The organism is Streptomyces sp. BBFR51 (genome assembly GCF_044591655.1).
Taxonomy (GTDB): domain Bacteria; phylum Actinomycetota; class Actinomycetes; order Streptomycetales; family Streptomycetaceae; genus Streptomyces.
Map to the genome: position 1 here is coordinate 7631738 of NZ_CP172448.1, position 14930 is coordinate 7646667.

Genomic DNA, 14930 nt, shown 5'->3' on the forward strand with positions numbered 1-14930 from the left:
AGTCGTCTACAGGATGGACAGCGGCAAGTGGGCGCACGGCAGGGCCCGGTGGCGTCGGTGAGGGGTGAGGCGGCGTCGGGGCATGCCTCGGATCAGCGGCTTTCACGAGCTACGTCGAGTACCCGCAAGCCGCTGCCATTTCCCGCAAGGAACTTGCGGTCAAGTAGGGGAGAGAGGAGCCGTCAGCCGGCGGACGGCTGTGCCGTGGAGCCGCGGACGACGAGTTCCGGTTCGAAGAGCAGCTCACCGTGCGGGACTTCGGTGCCCTGGATCTGGGCGCAGAGGAGGTCGACGGCGGCGCGTCCCATGGCCTCGATGGGCTGGCGGACGGTGGTGAGGGGTGGTTCGGTGCAGGTCATGAAGGCGGAGTCGTCGTAGCCGACGACGGAGACGTCGTGGGGTACGCGGTGGCCCCGTCGGCGGGCGGCTCGTACTGCGCCGAGGGCGAGGGGGTCGCTGGCGCAGATGATGCCGGTGACACCGCGCTGGAGGAGGCGGGTGGCGGCTGCTTGCCCGCCTTCCAGGGAGAACATGGCCCGCTCGACGAACTCCTCGGGCAGCTCCCCGTTCATGGCCCGGGCCGCTTCCTGCGCGGCGGCCAGCTTCCTGCGGGACGGGATGTGGTCGGAGGGGCCGAGGACCAGGCCGATGCGCTCGTGCCCCAGCGAGGCAAGGTGCCGCCAGGACTGCTCGACGGCCACGGCGTCGTCGCAGGCGATGCACGGAAAGTCGAGATTCTCGATCGACGCGTTGATCAGCACGACGGGGATCTGCCGCTCGGCGAGCAGCCGGTAGTGGTCGTGCGGGGCGTCCGCCTGCGCGAACAGTCCGCCCGCGAACACCACCCCGGAGACCTGCTGCTGCAGCAGCAGCTCGACGTAGTCGGCCTCGGAGACGCCGCCCTTGGTCTGGGTGCACAGCACCGGGGTGAGCCCCTGCTGGGCCAGCGCGCCGCCGATGACCTCGGCAAACGCGGGGAAGATCGGGTTCTGCAGCTCGGGCAGCACCAGCCCCACCAGCCGTGCGCGCTCGCCCCGCAGCTGGGTCGGCCGCTCGTAGCCCAGGACGTCCAGGGCGCTCAGCACGGACTGCCGGGTCGCCTCCGACACCCCCGGCTTGCCGTTGAGCACCCGGCTGACCGTGGCCTCGCTGACCCCAACCTTCTTCGCCACCTGAGCAAGTCGTCGCGTCACACACGAAAGGCTAACGCAAACACCGCAAGCGGCTTGCTCACCGCATGCATTGAGGCGGCTCCGTCCCTCTCCACGGGATATGTCCCGTTCAGTCCACTGTGACCCGGGCGACGACCGGGAGGTGGTCGCTGCCGGTGGCGGAGAGGGTGCGGATGCGGCCGACGGTCGCGGAGCGGGCCATGACCTGGTCGATCCGGGCCAGCGGGAAGGCCGCGGGATAGCTGAGGGCGACGCCCCGCTCGGCCACGTTCAGCCGCTCGGTGAGCGGCTCCAGGGCCCGGTCGTCGACCGTGCCGTTGAGATCGCCCAGCAGGATCACGCGGTTCAGCTCCTCCGCCGCGACGGCCTCGCCCAGCAGGCCGGCGCTCTCGTCCCGCCAGGACGACGCGAGTCCGCTCGCCCGGACCCGGACCGAGGGCAGATGCGCGACGTACACGGCGATCTCACCGCGCGGCGCGTGCGCCACGGCGCGCAGCCCCCGGTTCCACTCCTCGGTGATGCCCCGGGGCCTGATGTCGAGCGGGCGGGCGTCGGTGAGCGGGTACTTCGACCAGAGTCCGACCGTGCCCCGGACCGCGCGGTACGGATAGTCCGGGGCAAGGGTGCTCTGGTACACCTCCAGGGCCGGCGGCACCAGCTCCTCGAGTGCGATGAGGTCGGACCCGGCGCCGGCCAGCGCACGAGCCGTACCCGCGGGGTCGCCGTTCTCGTCGCTGACGTTGTGCTGCACCACGACGAGGTCGTCGGTGCCGGACTCCGCCGCCGGCAGGAGCAGCCCGCCGAAGAGATACGTCCAGGCGGCCACCGGCAGGAGCAGACTCACCAGGGCGAGCGCCGAACGGCACACCAGCGCCAGGACGAGCAGCACCACGACCACCAGACCGAGCCACGGCAGGAACGACTCCAGCAGACTGCCCAGCCCCAACACCGCGTTGGGAACCACCCCGTGGAACACCAACAGGAGTGCCGTCACCACTGCCGCCCCGGCGAGCACCCGCCCCCGCCGCCAGACCGACCGGCCCGCCACGCCCACCCGCTCCGCCATCGCTCCCCGTTCCACCGTCGTCACCTGTCAGGACGAGTCACTGGTGGATCGAGTTCCGGCGCGGAGCGGGCAAGGCGGTGCGGGCAGGGCGGAGCGGGCAGGGCGGTGCGGGGCCGGTCGGGGCGCCGCTCAGCCGTCCGCGGAGCTGCCGCGGACGACGCAGGAGCGGTTGTTCTCCCAGCCCCAGCCGTCCCCGTCCGGGTCGGAGGAGGAGCCGTTGACGCAGTACGGGTATCCGTTGGGCGCGGTGCCGCCGCCCGTGTCGCCTCCGCCGCCGTAGACGGTGGCGGTCCTGGAGGTGGAGGAGATGCCGTCGGCCCCGTAGAAGATGCGGTTGCCCCAGCTGGTCATCGAGTTCGCGTCGAAGCCGTTGACCATGTCGAGGTACTCGACTCCGCCGCCGTTGCCGCTCCAGGACCAGCCGAGGTAGCCCACTCCGAGGGACCGCGCGGTCGCCATGATGGCGTCCTCGTCGGGATCGCCGTCGCTGTGCCGGTCGCCGAACTCGCCCACGACTACGGGAAGCCGGTTGCCGACGAAGTGGTTCAGGTAGCCCTGCACCTCGGCGGCGGTGTCGTAGACCCCGTACATGTGGATCGAGAAGATGGTGTTGCGGTCGGGGTCGGAGGCGAAGACCGAGGCCGCGTTGTCCCGCATGGTGCCGGACCAGTCCTGGCCCCAGTTGGGGGCGTCGACCATCAGCGCGTGGTTGATCCCGGCGTTGCGCAGCTTGCCGATCGCGCTCTTGGTGGCGCCGGTCCAGGCGCTGTAGTTGTTGTTCCCGAAGGGTTCGTTGCCGATGTTGACGACGACGTAGTCCTCCTGGCCCTGGAGCGCGCTCTTCACGGCGATCCAGTAGTCGGCGGCCCGGTCCAGGGTGGTGGCGGCGCCGTCCTCGCCGTACCCGGTGGTGTCGTGCACCTCGAGCACACAGATGACCTTGGCGGCCTTGCACTGGCCGATGAGGGAGGAGACCTCGGAGGCGCTCGTCCGCGTCCACCGGTCACCGCTGCTGAGGACGACGCGGACCGTGTTGGCGCCCTTGGCCGCGATGTCGGCGACGGACCCGGAGCGGTCCGGGTACCAGGCGTGGGCGTGGTTCACCCCGCGCATGACGAACTCGTTCCCGTTGGCCTCGTACACGCGCCCGTTGACGACGCGGATACCGGTGACCGCGGCGTCGGCCCGGTCGGGGGCGGGCCCGAAGACGGACACCAGCAGACCGAGGACGGCGGCGAACGCCATGCCCGCGGTGGTGAGCAGCCTGCTCTTCGGTGATCTCTCCATGTCTCTCCTTGGATGTGAACGTGCCGGATGGACAACGTTGTCAGTGAGCTGCTTCGGCGAGAGGGTGCGTGCGGCAGCGGCTCCGGGCCCGGAGGCGCTGCGGGTTGGATCCCATGAGGCCCGCTGTGTTGCGAGCATGTCAATGGATAAGGCGCAGAAAGAGCGCGGAATTGATGCCCGATAAGTAAACTCCAGCTAAACCGAAGCGATCTCGGTCAAGCGTGTTGCGACGCGGGAGAAGTGGCGCTATACCGGTTCACTTGCCATGCGCCGGTTTCGAGTCAGGGGGCAGGCTGACGACACTCGACCGGTTCTTGAGAAAACGTCTTCAAGGGACTGTCGAGTAAATGCTGTTGCCCCTTGAACGGAATTGCCCGCAGGTCCCGCTTCGGCGGTGGACCGCCGGGCCCGATCATGCCGCACGGCTGCAGAGTGACTCGCGGCTCACCTGCCCGGAGGCCACCTGACGGCAGGTCATGGGCCGTGAGCGGAAGGGCTGTCCAAGGGGTTGACCGTAGTTGAACGCCGCCCTTACGGTCACGACCGCAACCTCTTGCAGTCATCTTGCTGCAAAGCATTGCAAGCGTGTGCCGACCCGACTCCCCAGCCATCGTCGGCACAGCACCCCGGGACACCCGCACCCTCACACGGGAGACTCCATGCACGGGAGCACCAGCACAGCACGAAGAGTCACCGCCACGGCGCTCGCCCTCACCGCCGGGATGGCCGGCAGCCTCCTCGGCACCGCGGCACCGGCGCAGGCGGCGCCGCCGGGAGAAAAGGACGTCACCGCGGTGATGTTCGAGTGGAAGTTCAGCTCGGTCGCCCAGGCGTGCACCGACACCCTCGGGCCGGCCGGCTACGGCTTCGTCCAGGTCTCGCCACCGCAGGAGCACATCCAGGGCGGACAGTGGTGGACCTCGTACCAGCCGGTGAGCTACAAGATCGCGGGCCGGCTCGGTGACCGCGGACAGTTCAAGAGCATGGTCGACACCTGTCACGCGGCCGGCGTGAAGGTCGTCGCCGACTCCGTCGTCAACCACATGGCGGCCGGCGACGGCACGGGCACCGGCGGCTCGTCGTACACCAAGTACAACTATCCCGGCACCTACTCGTCGACCGACTTCGACAACTGCACCTCGCAGATCAACGACTACGGCAACCGCTTCAACGTCCAGGAGTGCGAACTGGTCGGCCTCGCGGACCTGGACACCGGCGAGGACTACGTGCGCGGGAGGATCGCCGGCTACCTCAACGACCTGCTGTCCCTCGGCGTCGACGGCTTCCGGATCGACGCGGCCAAGCACATGGCAGCCGGTGACCTGGCCAACATCAAGTCCCGGCTCAGCAACCCGAACGTCTACTGGAAGCACGAGGCCATCTACGGCGCGGGCGAGGCCGTCTCCCCGAGCGAGTACCTCGGCAGCGGCGACGTCCAGGAGTTCCGCTACGCACGTGACCTCAAGCGGGTCTTCACCGGCGAGAACCTCGCGTACCTGAAGAACTTCGGTGAGTCCTGGGGCTACATGGCCTCGGACAAGTCCGCCGTCTTCGTCGCCAACCACGACACCGAACGCGGCGGCGACACCCTCAGCTACAAGGACGGCGCCACCTACACCCTGGCCCACGTGTTCATGCTGGCCTGGCCGTACGGCAGCCCCGACGTCCACTCCGGCTACGAGTTCACCGACCGCGACGCGGGACCGCCGAACGGCGGCCAGGTGAACGCCTGCTACAGCGACGGCTGGAAGTGCCAGCACGCCTGGCGCGAGATCTCCTCCATGGTCGGCTTCCGCAACGCCGCCCGCGGCCAGGCCGTGACCGACTGGTGGGACAACGGCGCAGACCAGATAGCCTTCGGCCGCGGTTCGAAGGCGTACGTCGCCATCAACCACGAGGGGTCCTCGCTGACCCGTACGTTCCAGACGTCGCTGCCCGCCGGCGACTACTGCGACGTCCAGTCCGGCAAGGGCGTCACGGTCGACGGATCCGGCCGCTTCACCGCAACGCTGGGCGCCGACACGGCCGTGGCCCTGCACGTCAACGCCCGCACCTGCGGCGGCGGCACCGCTCCCGACCCCGACCCGCAGGCCTCGGGCGCGTCCTTCGCCGTCAACGCCACCACCACCCCGGGCCAGAACATCTACGTGACCGGCAACCGCCCGGAACTCGGCAACTGGAACCCGGGCAGTGCCCTCGAACTCGACCCGGCCGCCTACCCGGTGTGGAAGCTGGACGTGGATCTCCCCGAGGGCACGTCCTTCGAGTACAAGTACCTCCGCAAGGACGCGGCGGGAAACGTCACCTGGGAGAGCGGCTCCAACCGCACCGCGACGGTGAACACCACAAAGATCAACCTCAACGACACCTGGCGCAACTGAGTACCGCTCGATGAACAGTTGCGTGTGAGCAAGCTGACACGCGCGGGGACATCGGGGTCGGCCGTTCGGGGGAAGGTACTGTGTTCAAGGCTCGAACGGCCCCCCGTATGACCCGCGGTGGGGACCGCGGTGAAAGCCGTCCGTCTGAGCCGCCCGCACGCGACCTCTGAAGTGGAGCTCATGAACGTGTCGACCGGCGGCAGACGGTTGCGGATGGGGGGCGCCACAGCGGCCCTGGTCTGCGCGATCGCCCTGTCGCCCGGCCCCGGTTACGCGGCCCCGAGCGAACCCGAACCGCGAAACGACAAGTCGATCGAGGACATCCGCGCCGAACTGGACGGCCTCTACCGCGAGGCGGAAGTGGCCACCGAGGCGTACAACGCCGCGAACGAGAAGGCGGCCAAGCAGGAGAAGCGGCTGACGTCGCTGCGCAAGGACCTGACCCGCGCCGAGAAGCGGGTGAAGGACCTGCGCGACCTCGCGGGCGCGGCCGTCCGTACCCAGTACCGCGGGGGTGATCTCGCCGCCACCGGCATCCAGTTGCTGCTCGGCGACCACCCCGACCAGGCCCTGGACGAGGCGTCCCAGGCCCGCCAGGCCATGCGGGGGCTGGTCAACGTCGCCGAGACCCAGAAGACCGCCCGCGCGGAGCTGAGCGGGCAGACCGATGCCGCCACCAAGGAACTGCGGGAGCTCAAGAGCAGCCGGGCGGCCAAGGCCGGTGCGAAGCAGAAGATCGAGAAGAAGATCGCCACGGCCGAGCGGATCGAGGCGGGGCTCGAAGAGGAGCAGACCCGCAGACTCGCCGAGTTGGAGAAGGAGAGGGAGCGGGAGGCCGAGGCCAAGTGGACCGGACCCGGCTCCGGCGGCGGTGGCTCGACGGGGACCGGCAAGGGGAAAGGTCCGGGAGGAGGCACACAGGCGAGCGGAGCGGCCGCACAGGCCGTCGGCTTCGCGATGGCGCAGATCGGCAAACCGTACGTGTGGGGCGCCGTGGGCCCGTCGTCGTACGACTGCTCGGGACTCACCTCCGCCGCCTGGGCGGCGGCCGGGCACCCCATTCCCCGTACCTCGCAGGCACAGTGGGCGGGCCTGACCCGCGTGAGCCTGTCCTCCGCCCGGCCCGGAGACCTGATCATCTACTACAACGACGCCACCCATGTGGGCATGTACATAGGAGGCGGGCAGATCGTCCACGCCCCGCGGCCCGGCCGCGCCATCACGACCGCGCCGGCCGCCTCCATGCCCGTACTCGGCGTCGTACGACCCGGAGCCTGAGCGGATGACCCACTCGCTGACCCCCCGTGACCAGGGGAACCTGCCCGCGCTCAGCGCCACACCGCTGATCCGTCTCGACGCCTACGTGGCCGAGGACGGGTCGACGGTGGTCAACGGTCACCTGTTGGAAATGGGCGGCATGCGACCGCCCAACGAGGCGATCCTCGACGCCGTCGCCATGTTCGCCCGCACCCTGCGGGCCCCGGTCGCGGCCACCGTCATCGACCGCACCGTGCAGCAGGTGGCGCGCCTGCGCGTCCACCCCGACGGCTCGAGCCGGACCATCGCCGACGAGGAGGACCTGCCGCCCGGCCGCGAGCGAACGGCCGCCGAGGAGGAGGCGTTTCCTCCGCTCGCCCGCGTCGAGCGCATCATCCAGCACGCGCAGCGCGAGGAGCTGCACGCCGCGTTCGTCCTCGCCAGCGCGCTGCGCGAGCACCTCACGCTGCGCAGGGGGGCGGAGGACGAACTCTCGCTGGAGGCCAGGGCGATCGAGGCGTACCTCGCGTATCTGCGCGGCGACCACATGCTCTCCACCGTCCTCGCGCTGACCGTCGCCCGCATCCGCTGCCGTACCGACCTGAACCGGGCGGCCCCCGACGTCGCCCGCGCCACCGCGGCCTGGCAGCGGCTCTGGGACGACGGCCAGGTGGCCACCCGGGGGCAGGAACTGCTGCACATGTGGGAGCGGCTGTCCGAGGCGGACCTGCTGCGGGACCCGTCCCACCACGCCATGGCCCAGGCCGTACGGAGCCGGCTCGCACAAGGCGGCCGTCCCGTACCGCCACCGTCCGCGGCAGCCGCCCTGACCGCGGACCCCGACACCACCCCCGCCGCCCCCGAGGACAAACCCCTCAAGCCCACCCGCCGCGGCCTGCGACGCTTCACCCGACGGCCGGGGCGGTGAGGCGGACGACCAGCGCGCCCTCGGCGAACCCACAGGTTTCGAGTCCGACATGTGAGGTCGCCATGGTTCGGATCAAGGCCGGACGGGTGGTGTGTAGGGAAGGGTCAGGGACAGCAGGGTGAGCAGGCCCAGGACCACGGGCAGCAGGGCCACGAGGTAGAGGAAGGTGTAGCCGATGATGTCGCGTGCCTTCAGCTTCAGCACGCCCAGCAGCGGCAGCATCCAGAAGGGGTTGACGAGGTTGGGGAGGGCTTCGGCGGCGTTGTAGATCTGCACGGTCCAGCCGAGGTTGACGTGCAGGTCGTTGGCCGCCTGCATCACGTAGGGCGCTTCGATGACCCACTTGCCGCCGCCGGAGGGGATGAGGAAGCCGAGGACGACGGAGTAGACGCCCATCGTCACCGGGAACAGGCCCGAGGAGCCCGTGCCGGTGAACATCGAGGCCAGGTAGTGCGACAGGCTGTTGCCGGAGCCGTTGGTGGCCTCCGTCATGATGGCCGCGATACCGGCGTAGAAGGGGAACTGGATCAGCACTCCGCCGGTGGCCGGCACGGCCTTCGCCACCGCGGCGACGAACCGGCGCGGACGCCAGTGCAGCAGCATGCCCAGCGTCAGGACCAGCAGGTTGTACGTGTTGAGGGCGGAGATCGCGACGATGGGACTCTGGGACGTGAACTCCTGCACGGCCCAGCCGCCGACGAGCGCGACGACGACGAAGGTGAGCAGCGGGCTGTACTCCAGCCACTCCCCGGGCCGGGTGCGCGGCCGGTCCTCTTCCACCGGGTCGGACGGGTCGATGCCGAGGTCGGCGGCGGTACGCACGCTGTCCCCGCGCGGCGCGGTGACGTAGGCGACCGCGACACAGGTGACGATCACCGCGGCGGCGAGGGTGAGGGACTGCCAGGTGAAGATGGTCTGGCTGAAGGGGATGACGCCGGTGACGTCCAGCAGCGAGTCCGTCAGGCTGTCCGGATTGGCCTGCAACTGGGCGGCGGAGGAGCTGAGGCCGAGTGCCCAGCTGCCGCCGAGGCCCAGGTAGGCGGCCGCGGACGCGGCGCGGTAGTCGACGCGCAGGTCTTCCCGCTCGGCCAGCCGGCGCACCAGCAGTCCGCTGAAGATGAGGCTGAAGCCCCAGTTGAGCAGCGCCGAGGTGAGGCTGACGGTGGCCACCATGGCGACGGCGGTGCGATTGCTCGCCGGTATCGCGGCGAGCCGGGTGATGACCCGCTGTACGGGACGCGCGGTGGCGACGACGTAGCCGCCGATCGCGACCATCGCCATCTGCATCGTGAACGGGATCAGGTCCCAGAAGCCGTCGCCGAAGACGTCGGTGACCTTCGCGGGCGACGATCCGATGGCCATCGCGGCGACCGCCACCACGGCGACGGCGAGCAGGGCGAAGACCAGCGCGGTGGGGAACCAGCGCTCGGAGAAGGCGGCGCTCCGGGCGGCGGCCCGCGCGAAGACGTTGTCGGTGGCCGACGGGTGTCGCGGCTCAGCAGGGGGGACGTGCCGCTGGGTCATCGGGGATCACTCCTGGGACATGGTGGTCTCGGACGAGGGACCGCACGCCTGGTAGACCGCCGCCGCGGCGGTGAGGTCGGCGAGCGCGCTGCCCACGGACTTGAAGACGGTGATCTCGTCCGGGGAGCGCCGGCCGGGCACCGTGCCCGAGCAGAGGCCGGACAGGGTGCCGCGGATGTCGGCCGGGGTGAGGACGCCGTGCTCCAGGGGCTGGGTCAGATCACCGGACTCGCGCACGGCCTGCGGGGTGTCGATGAACACCGAACCGCGGCGCACGCACTGGTCGTCGGCCTCCCGCATGGTGGGGCGGAAGCTGCCGACGAGATCGAGATGGGTGCCGGGCCGCAGCCAGTCGCCCCGGATCACCGGTTCGGTGGCGAGCGTGGCGCAGCTGACGATGTCGGCCTCGGCGACGGCGGCGGGCAGGTCGGTGACGGCCCGGGCGTCGACGCCCTGCCGGCTCAGCCGGTCGGCGAGCCGCCCCGCGCTCTGCTCGGACCGGCTGTGCACGAGGACGGTGTGGATGCCGAGGACACTGCGGTAGGCGTCGGCGGCGAGGCTCGCGACGTGTCCGGCGCCGACCACCAGGAGCACGCCGCTGTCCGGGCGGGCGAGGTACCCGGCGGCGAGTGCGGACGTGGCCATGGTGCGGCGCCGGGTCAGCTCGTCGCCGTCGATGACCGCCAGGTGTTCCCCGGTGACGGCGTCGGCCAGCACGTACGCGGAGGACAGGGCGGGCCGGCCGAGGGCGGCGTTGCGGGGGAAGACGTTGACCAGCTTCACGCCGAGGAAGCCGCCCTCCGTCCAGGCGGGCATCAGCAGCAGGGTGGCGTCGCCGTCCGCGTCGACGGTGTGGTGGTGGCGGGCGGGGCTGTGCGCGCCCCGCACGAATCCGTCCCGCAGCGCGGGGACGAGCCGGTCGAATGGGAGGGCGGCGACGGTCTGTTCGGCGTCGATGTGCAGCATGGGGGTCTTTCGGTAGTCCCGTGAGGGTCGGTCGGTCGATCGGGGCGGGTCAGGCGTCCAGAACGAGGTCGGCGGAGACGGGCAGCGCCTGGCAGGTCAGGCACTGGTCGTCGGGCAGGTCCTCGGGTGGGTCGACGAGATGGGTGACCCGCCCGCCGAGGACGGTGACGGCGCAGCTCTCGCACTGGCCGAGCCGGCAGCCGCTGGGCAGCCGGACGCCTTCCCGTTCGGCGAGCTGGAGCAGGGTGCCGTCGGCGCGGGTCCAGGTCACGCGTTTGCGGCTGCGCCGCAGCTCGACCGTGGCGCGGGCGTCCTCGGGGACCGCCACCGCTCGGGCCGCCGCGTGGAACTTCTCGGTGAAGACGTCGAAGCGTGGCACGCCCCGGGCGACGAGCCCGGCGGTGACATCGGTGAGCATCTCCTGCGGACCGCAGAGGTAGAAGCGGGCACGGCGGGCGATCAGTTCGGCCTCGACGTGCTCGGCGCCGATCCGCCCGTGGTGCGTGGGCCGGTCGGCGGGTCCGCTTCTGCTGTAGTGCGTGTGCACCCGCAGCCGCGGCAGCCGCCGGCGCAGAGCGGCCACACGGTCGGCGAAGGCGTGCGAGGCGCCGTCCCGGCTGCCGTGGTGCAGCACGACCTCCGGGACGCTGCCGCCGCTGTGCGCCAGCGTCTCCAGGTAGCCCAGGAACGGCGTGATGCCGATACCGGCCGCGAGCAGGACGACGGGCCGGTCGATGTCGGTGGGGATCACGAAAGGCCCGGCCGGCGCGGCGAGCCAGGCCCGGGTCCCCGGGGCGGCGGTGTGGGCGAGGCCGGAGACCTCGCCGCCCGGCACCCGGCGCACGGCGATGCCGTAGCCGGTGCGGGCGGGGTCTCGGGCGGGTCCGGTCAGGGAGTAGCTGCGGGACGCCGCCGCCCCGGTGGCGCCGGGACCGGTGAAGGACACGGTGACGTGCTGTCCGGGGCGGAAGTCGCCGGCCGCCAGGCCGTCGGCGGGCTCGAGGGTCAGCGCGACGATGTCGGCGCCCTCCGGGCGGGCGTCGGCCACGACGAACTCCCTGTCGCCCGTCCAGTGGGTCAGGGGCAGCGCCCGGACGTCGCAGGCACCGGAGCGCATGGGCACGGAGCCGCTGACCGGGTCGCGTATGTCGTCGTCGACGAGCAGGTTGTAGTTGCTGCCCCGCTCGTCGAACGGGTCGAAGCCGGGCAGCCCGAGGTCGGGGGCCTCCTGCCACCAGCCGTACTCGGCGACCACCACGTCGTCGTGCAGATCGGGGTCGATCCGCGCCCGCATCCGGACGGCGCCCGAGCGCGTCGACAACTCCACCCACTGCCCGTCCTCGACGCCGCGCATACGGGCCAGTCGGGCGCTGACGTCCACGGTGGGGTCCGGACTGCGCCGGCGCAGGGAGGTCAGGCCCCGGTGCTGGCTGTGACAGAAGTAGCCGTTCTTGGCGCAGGTCAGCCGGAGAGGGTGGCGGTCGTCCGTGGGGCGGTGCGGGTCGGTGTGCTCGGGCACGGGGGAGTGGCCGTGCGCCGCCAGCTGCTCGGAGTACAGCTCGACGCGGCGGGTGGGAGTGCCGAAGCCGGTGACGTGTCCGGCCTCCCCGGCCTCCCCGGCCTCCCCGGCCTCGACGGGGCGGGCGTACTTGCGGTGGGTGTGGGCGAGGGGCAGCCGCAGCCCGCCGGGCCGGCGGCGCAGCTCCTCGACGGTCAGGCCGAGGGGAGCGAGCTGGTGGTTCCAGCCGGCCGTGACGTCCCCGTCGAAGAAGTCGGCGCCCATGCCCAGCCGTTCGGCGAGGTCGAAGACGACCTCCGTGTCGGAGCGCGACTCGCCCACCGGCTCCACCATGCGCGGCCGCAGTTGTACGTGCTCCTGCGCGCGCAGCCCGACCTCGAAGCCCGCCTTGACCGCCTCGTGCTCCCAGGGGCTGTTGACCGGCAGCACGATGTCGGCGAACTGCGAGGTGGGGTTGGGGAACAGGTCCAGGTGCACATAGAAGTCGAGCGCGCGCAGCGCCTCGGCGGTGCGCCGCGGGTCGGGCTGGGAGAGCACCAGGTTGCTGCCGAAGCCGACCAGGGCCCGCACCGGGTAGGGGTCGCCGTCCAGGACGGCGCGGCACAGGTCGCGGCCGCTGATCCAGCCCTGGGCCGGCGGGCCGACCGGGTGCTCGGCGAGACCGAGGGCCTTCGTCCGCTGTCCGGCGTCGAGTTGGTCGAGGGAGGTGACCGGGGCGAGAGGCTGCCGGGGCCAGATCACGTTGCCGCCGGGCGCGTCGAAGCTGCCGGTCAGGGCGTACAGGGTGGCGATGGCACGCTCGGTCTGCGTGGCGTTCGCGTGCTGCCCGACGCCGGTCCAGGAGTGGTAGGAGACGGAGCGGGCCGAGGCCAGGGCGTCCGCGAACGCGGCCAGTTCGGCGGCGCCGACGCCGGTCGCGCGGACGGTGGCCTCCGGGGTCCAGGGGGCGCAGGCCTCCCGGTACCGGACGAAGGCGGGCACGCAGTCGACGGGACCGTCGACGGTGTCGATCCGGTACGTGCCGTCCAGGGCGAAGTCCTCGGGGCGGGTCGCCGGGAACCGGGTGTCGTACGGCCGCCAGGTCCCGGTGACGGCGTCCTGGACGACGTGACCGGTGAGCGCGGGGTCGAGGTCCTCGGCGCGCAGGAAGCGACCGGTGTCGCGGCGCACCAGGAGCGGGGCGTTGGTCCAGGCGCGCACGAAGACGTCGTCGTACGCGTCCCGCTCCAGCAGCAGCCGGGCGGTGCCCAGGGCGAGGGCCGCGTCGGTGCCGGGCCGCACCCGCAGCCAGTGGTCGGCGTCCCGGGCACTGGTGGACCGGCGCGGGTCGACGACGGCCAGCCGTGCGCCCCGGGAGCGGGCCTCGGCGAGCGCCGCGGACTGGGCTAGCCAGGTCTTGGCCGGGTTGTGGCCCCACAGCACGGCGAGGTCGGTGCCGGCGAAGTCGGCGGTCGGCAGGGCGCAGCCGAAGGTGAAGGCGTGCGCCCAGTCCTTGTGCCAGTTGCAGACCTCGGTGGAGTAGCAGATGTTGGGGCTGCCGAAGAGCCTGACGAACCGCTCGATCCAGTCGATCGAGTCCGACAGCGCCGTGCCGCTGGGCGAGGTCACCGCGAACGCCACCGCCTCCGCGCCGTGCCGGGCCTTCGTCCGGCCCAGCCGTTCGGCGATCTCGGCGAGTGCCTCGTCCCAGCCGATGGGCTCCCACTTGGGGTCCGGGTCGGACTTCGGGGTGGTGCGCCGCAGGGGCCGGGTCAGCCGGTCCGGGCTGTGCACGATCTCGGGCGCGGCCCGCCCCTTGGGGCACAGGGCTGCCCCCGTGGGATGACCGGTGTCGGGCCGCACACCGGTCAGCGCCCCGCCCTCGACGGTGTAGACGGCACCGCACCGGGAGCGGCACAGGGTGCAGTACCCCTGCTTCTCCACCATCTCCGCCCTCTCCGCCATTGTTACTCCGCAGTAGTCGGTTACCGGCTACCGGTTGCCGGTAAGCCAGTAAGATGCATTGCGGCAGAGTTCGAAGTCAAGGGTTCGAAGTCAAGAGCTTCGAAGTCGAGAGAAGGCGGGGCGGAGCACCGATGGCGCAGAACCTGGCAGCCGGTTCAGCCGGTTCCCTCAAGCGCACCAGCCTGCGCGACCAGGTGCTCGACCTGGTGCGCCAGTCACTGGTCTCGGGCGAGATCCGGCCCGGGGACATCTACTCGGCCGCGGCCCTCGCGGCCAGGCTCGGCGTCTCCAGCAGCCCGGTGCGTGAAGCCATGCTCACCCTGGTCGGCGAGGGCCTGATGGAACCGGTCCGCAACCGCGGCTACCGGGCGGTGCCGATGAGCGAGCACGACCTGGACGAGGTGTTCGCGATGCGCCTGCTGCTGGAGGTGCCCGGCACACTCTGGGCGGCGGAGCGGGCGACGCCGGAGGACGTGGCCGGACTGCGCGTGGTGGCCGACGAGATCGAGGCGGCGGCGGGGGCGGGAGACGTCGTCGCGTTCCTGGACGCCGACCGCCGCTTCCACGCGGGCCTGCTGCGGCTGTGCGGCAACCGGCGACTGGTCGACACCGTCCTGTCGCTGCGTGACCAGACCCGTCTGTACGGCCTGGACGCCCTGGCCCGGCACGGCCTGCTGGACCGCTCGGCCCGTGAACACCACGACATGCTCGACGCCATGGCCGCAGGGGACTCCGAACGCCTGGAGGAGGCCGTCCGGCACCATCTCCGGCACACCCGCTCCGACTGGGCCGCCCCGGACGACGGCACCCCGTCCGGCGCGGCCGAGGCGCCGGAGAAGACCACCCCGTCGCGCTGACGGACGCCCGTTCCACACCCCGGCCGCAG

10 protein-coding genes are annotated in these 14930 nt (G+C 71.5%); 4 read left to right on the top strand and 6 right to left on the bottom strand.

Features of this window, described 5'->3' with window-relative positions; translation table 11 throughout:
* Positions 1–182: 182 nt before the first annotated feature.
* The 3 genes from ACGH7X_RS34620 to ACGH7X_RS34630 all read right to left on the bottom strand — a co-directional run bounded on the left by ACGH7X_RS34620 (position 183) and on the right by ACGH7X_RS34630 (position 3525).
* Positions 183–1193, bottom strand: coding sequence for a LacI family DNA-binding transcriptional regulator (locus ACGH7X_RS34620; RefSeq protein ID WP_399893039.1), 1011 nt, complete (start codon positions 1191–1193; stop codon positions 183–185).
* Between the two features lie 88 nt (positions 1194–1281).
* Positions 1282–2187, bottom strand: coding sequence for an endonuclease/exonuclease/phosphatase family protein (locus ACGH7X_RS34625; protein ID WP_399897557.1), 906 nt, complete (start codon positions 2185–2187; stop codon positions 1282–1284).
* Positions 2188–2367: 180 nt separating this feature from the next.
* On the bottom strand, positions 2368–3525 hold the full coding sequence (locus ACGH7X_RS34630) for a cellulase family glycosylhydrolase (protein WP_399893042.1): 1158 nt from the start codon (positions 3523–3525) through the stop codon (positions 2368–2370).
* 659 nt (positions 3526–4184) lie between these two features.
* Between ACGH7X_RS34630 and ACGH7X_RS34635 the strand changes: the two genes are divergently transcribed.
* The 3 genes from ACGH7X_RS34635 (at position 4185) to ACGH7X_RS34645 (ending at position 8091) form a co-directional block, all read left to right on the top strand.
* A complete protein-coding gene (locus ACGH7X_RS34635) occupies positions 4185–5906 on the top strand; it encodes a carbohydrate-binding module family 20 domain-containing protein (RefSeq protein WP_399893045.1) in 1722 nt (573 codons plus the stop codon).
* A gap of 180 nt (positions 5907–6086) precedes the next feature.
* Positions 6087–7184, top strand: coding sequence for an NlpC/P60 family protein (locus tag ACGH7X_RS34640; protein ID WP_399893048.1), 1098 nt, complete (start codon positions 6087–6089; stop codon positions 7182–7184).
* Between the two features lie 4 nt (positions 7185–7188).
* Positions 7189–8091: a hypothetical protein gene (locus ACGH7X_RS34645; RefSeq protein ID WP_399893051.1), complete on the top strand. Its 903-nt coding sequence runs from the start codon at positions 7189–7191 to the stop codon at positions 8089–8091.
* Positions 8092–8163: 72 nt separating this feature from the next.
* On the opposite strand, the gene ACGH7X_RS34650 is transcribed toward ACGH7X_RS34645, so the two are convergent.
* From ACGH7X_RS34650 to ACGH7X_RS34660, 3 genes are read right to left on the bottom strand one after another with little or no spacing between them, the layout of a single operon-like run.
* The gene (locus tag ACGH7X_RS34650; RefSeq protein ID WP_399893054.1) at positions 8164–9615 is read right to left on the bottom strand and encodes a short-chain fatty acid transporter; all 1452 of its coding nucleotides are present in this window, start codon (positions 9613–9615) and stop codon (positions 8164–8166) included.
* Positions 9616–9621: 6 nt separating this feature from the next.
* Positions 9622–10581, bottom strand: coding sequence for an ornithine cyclodeaminase family protein (locus tag ACGH7X_RS34655; protein WP_399893056.1), 960 nt, complete (start codon positions 10579–10581; stop codon positions 9622–9624).
* A gap of 49 nt (positions 10582–10630) precedes the next feature.
* Positions 10631–14044, bottom strand: a complete 3414-nt coding sequence (locus ACGH7X_RS34660; protein WP_399893059.1) for a molybdopterin-dependent oxidoreductase — start codon at positions 14042–14044, stop codon at positions 10631–10633.
* A 131-nt stretch (positions 14045–14175) separates the two neighbouring features.
* Here ACGH7X_RS34660 and ACGH7X_RS34665 point away from each other — a divergent pair, with 131 nt between their 5' ends.
* Positions 14176–14901 carry a GntR family transcriptional regulator gene (locus ACGH7X_RS34665; protein WP_399893062.1) on the top strand — a complete coding sequence of 242 codons (726 nt, stop codon included), beginning with the start codon at positions 14176–14178 and terminating at the stop codon, positions 14899–14901.
* The last annotated feature ends 29 nt before the right edge of the window (positions 14902–14930 follow it).

What these genes read in the sequence shown, in the direction of transcription:
- ACGH7X_RS34640 (WP_399893048.1), top strand. Translation starts at nt 6,087, where the DNA reads ATGAACGTGTCGACCGGCGGCAGACGGTTGCGGATGGGGGGCGCCACA.
- ACGH7X_RS34650 (WP_399893054.1), bottom strand. Translation starts at nt 9,615, where the DNA reads ATGACCCAGCGGCACGTCCCCCCTGCTGAGCCGCGACACCCGTCGGCC.
- ACGH7X_RS34630 (WP_399893042.1), bottom strand. Translation starts at nt 3,525, where the DNA reads ATGGAGAGATCACCGAAGAGCAGGCTGCTCACCACCGCGGGCATGGCG.
- ACGH7X_RS34660 (WP_399893059.1), bottom strand. Translation starts at nt 14,044, where the DNA reads ATGGCGGAGAGGGCGGAGATGGTGGAGAAGCAGGGGTACTGCACCCTG.
- ACGH7X_RS34655 (WP_399893056.1), bottom strand. Translation starts at nt 10,581, where the DNA reads ATGCTGCACATCGACGCCGAACAGACCGTCGCCGCCCTCCCATTCGAC.
- ACGH7X_RS34665 (WP_399893062.1), top strand. Translation starts at nt 14,176, where the DNA reads ATGGCGCAGAACCTGGCAGCCGGTTCAGCCGGTTCCCTCAAGCGCACC.
- ACGH7X_RS34635 (WP_399893045.1), top strand. Translation starts at nt 4,185, where the DNA reads ATGCACGGGAGCACCAGCACAGCACGAAGAGTCACCGCCACGGCGCTC.
- ACGH7X_RS34645 (WP_399893051.1), top strand. Translation starts at nt 7,189, where the DNA reads ATGACCCACTCGCTGACCCCCCGTGACCAGGGGAACCTGCCCGCGCTC.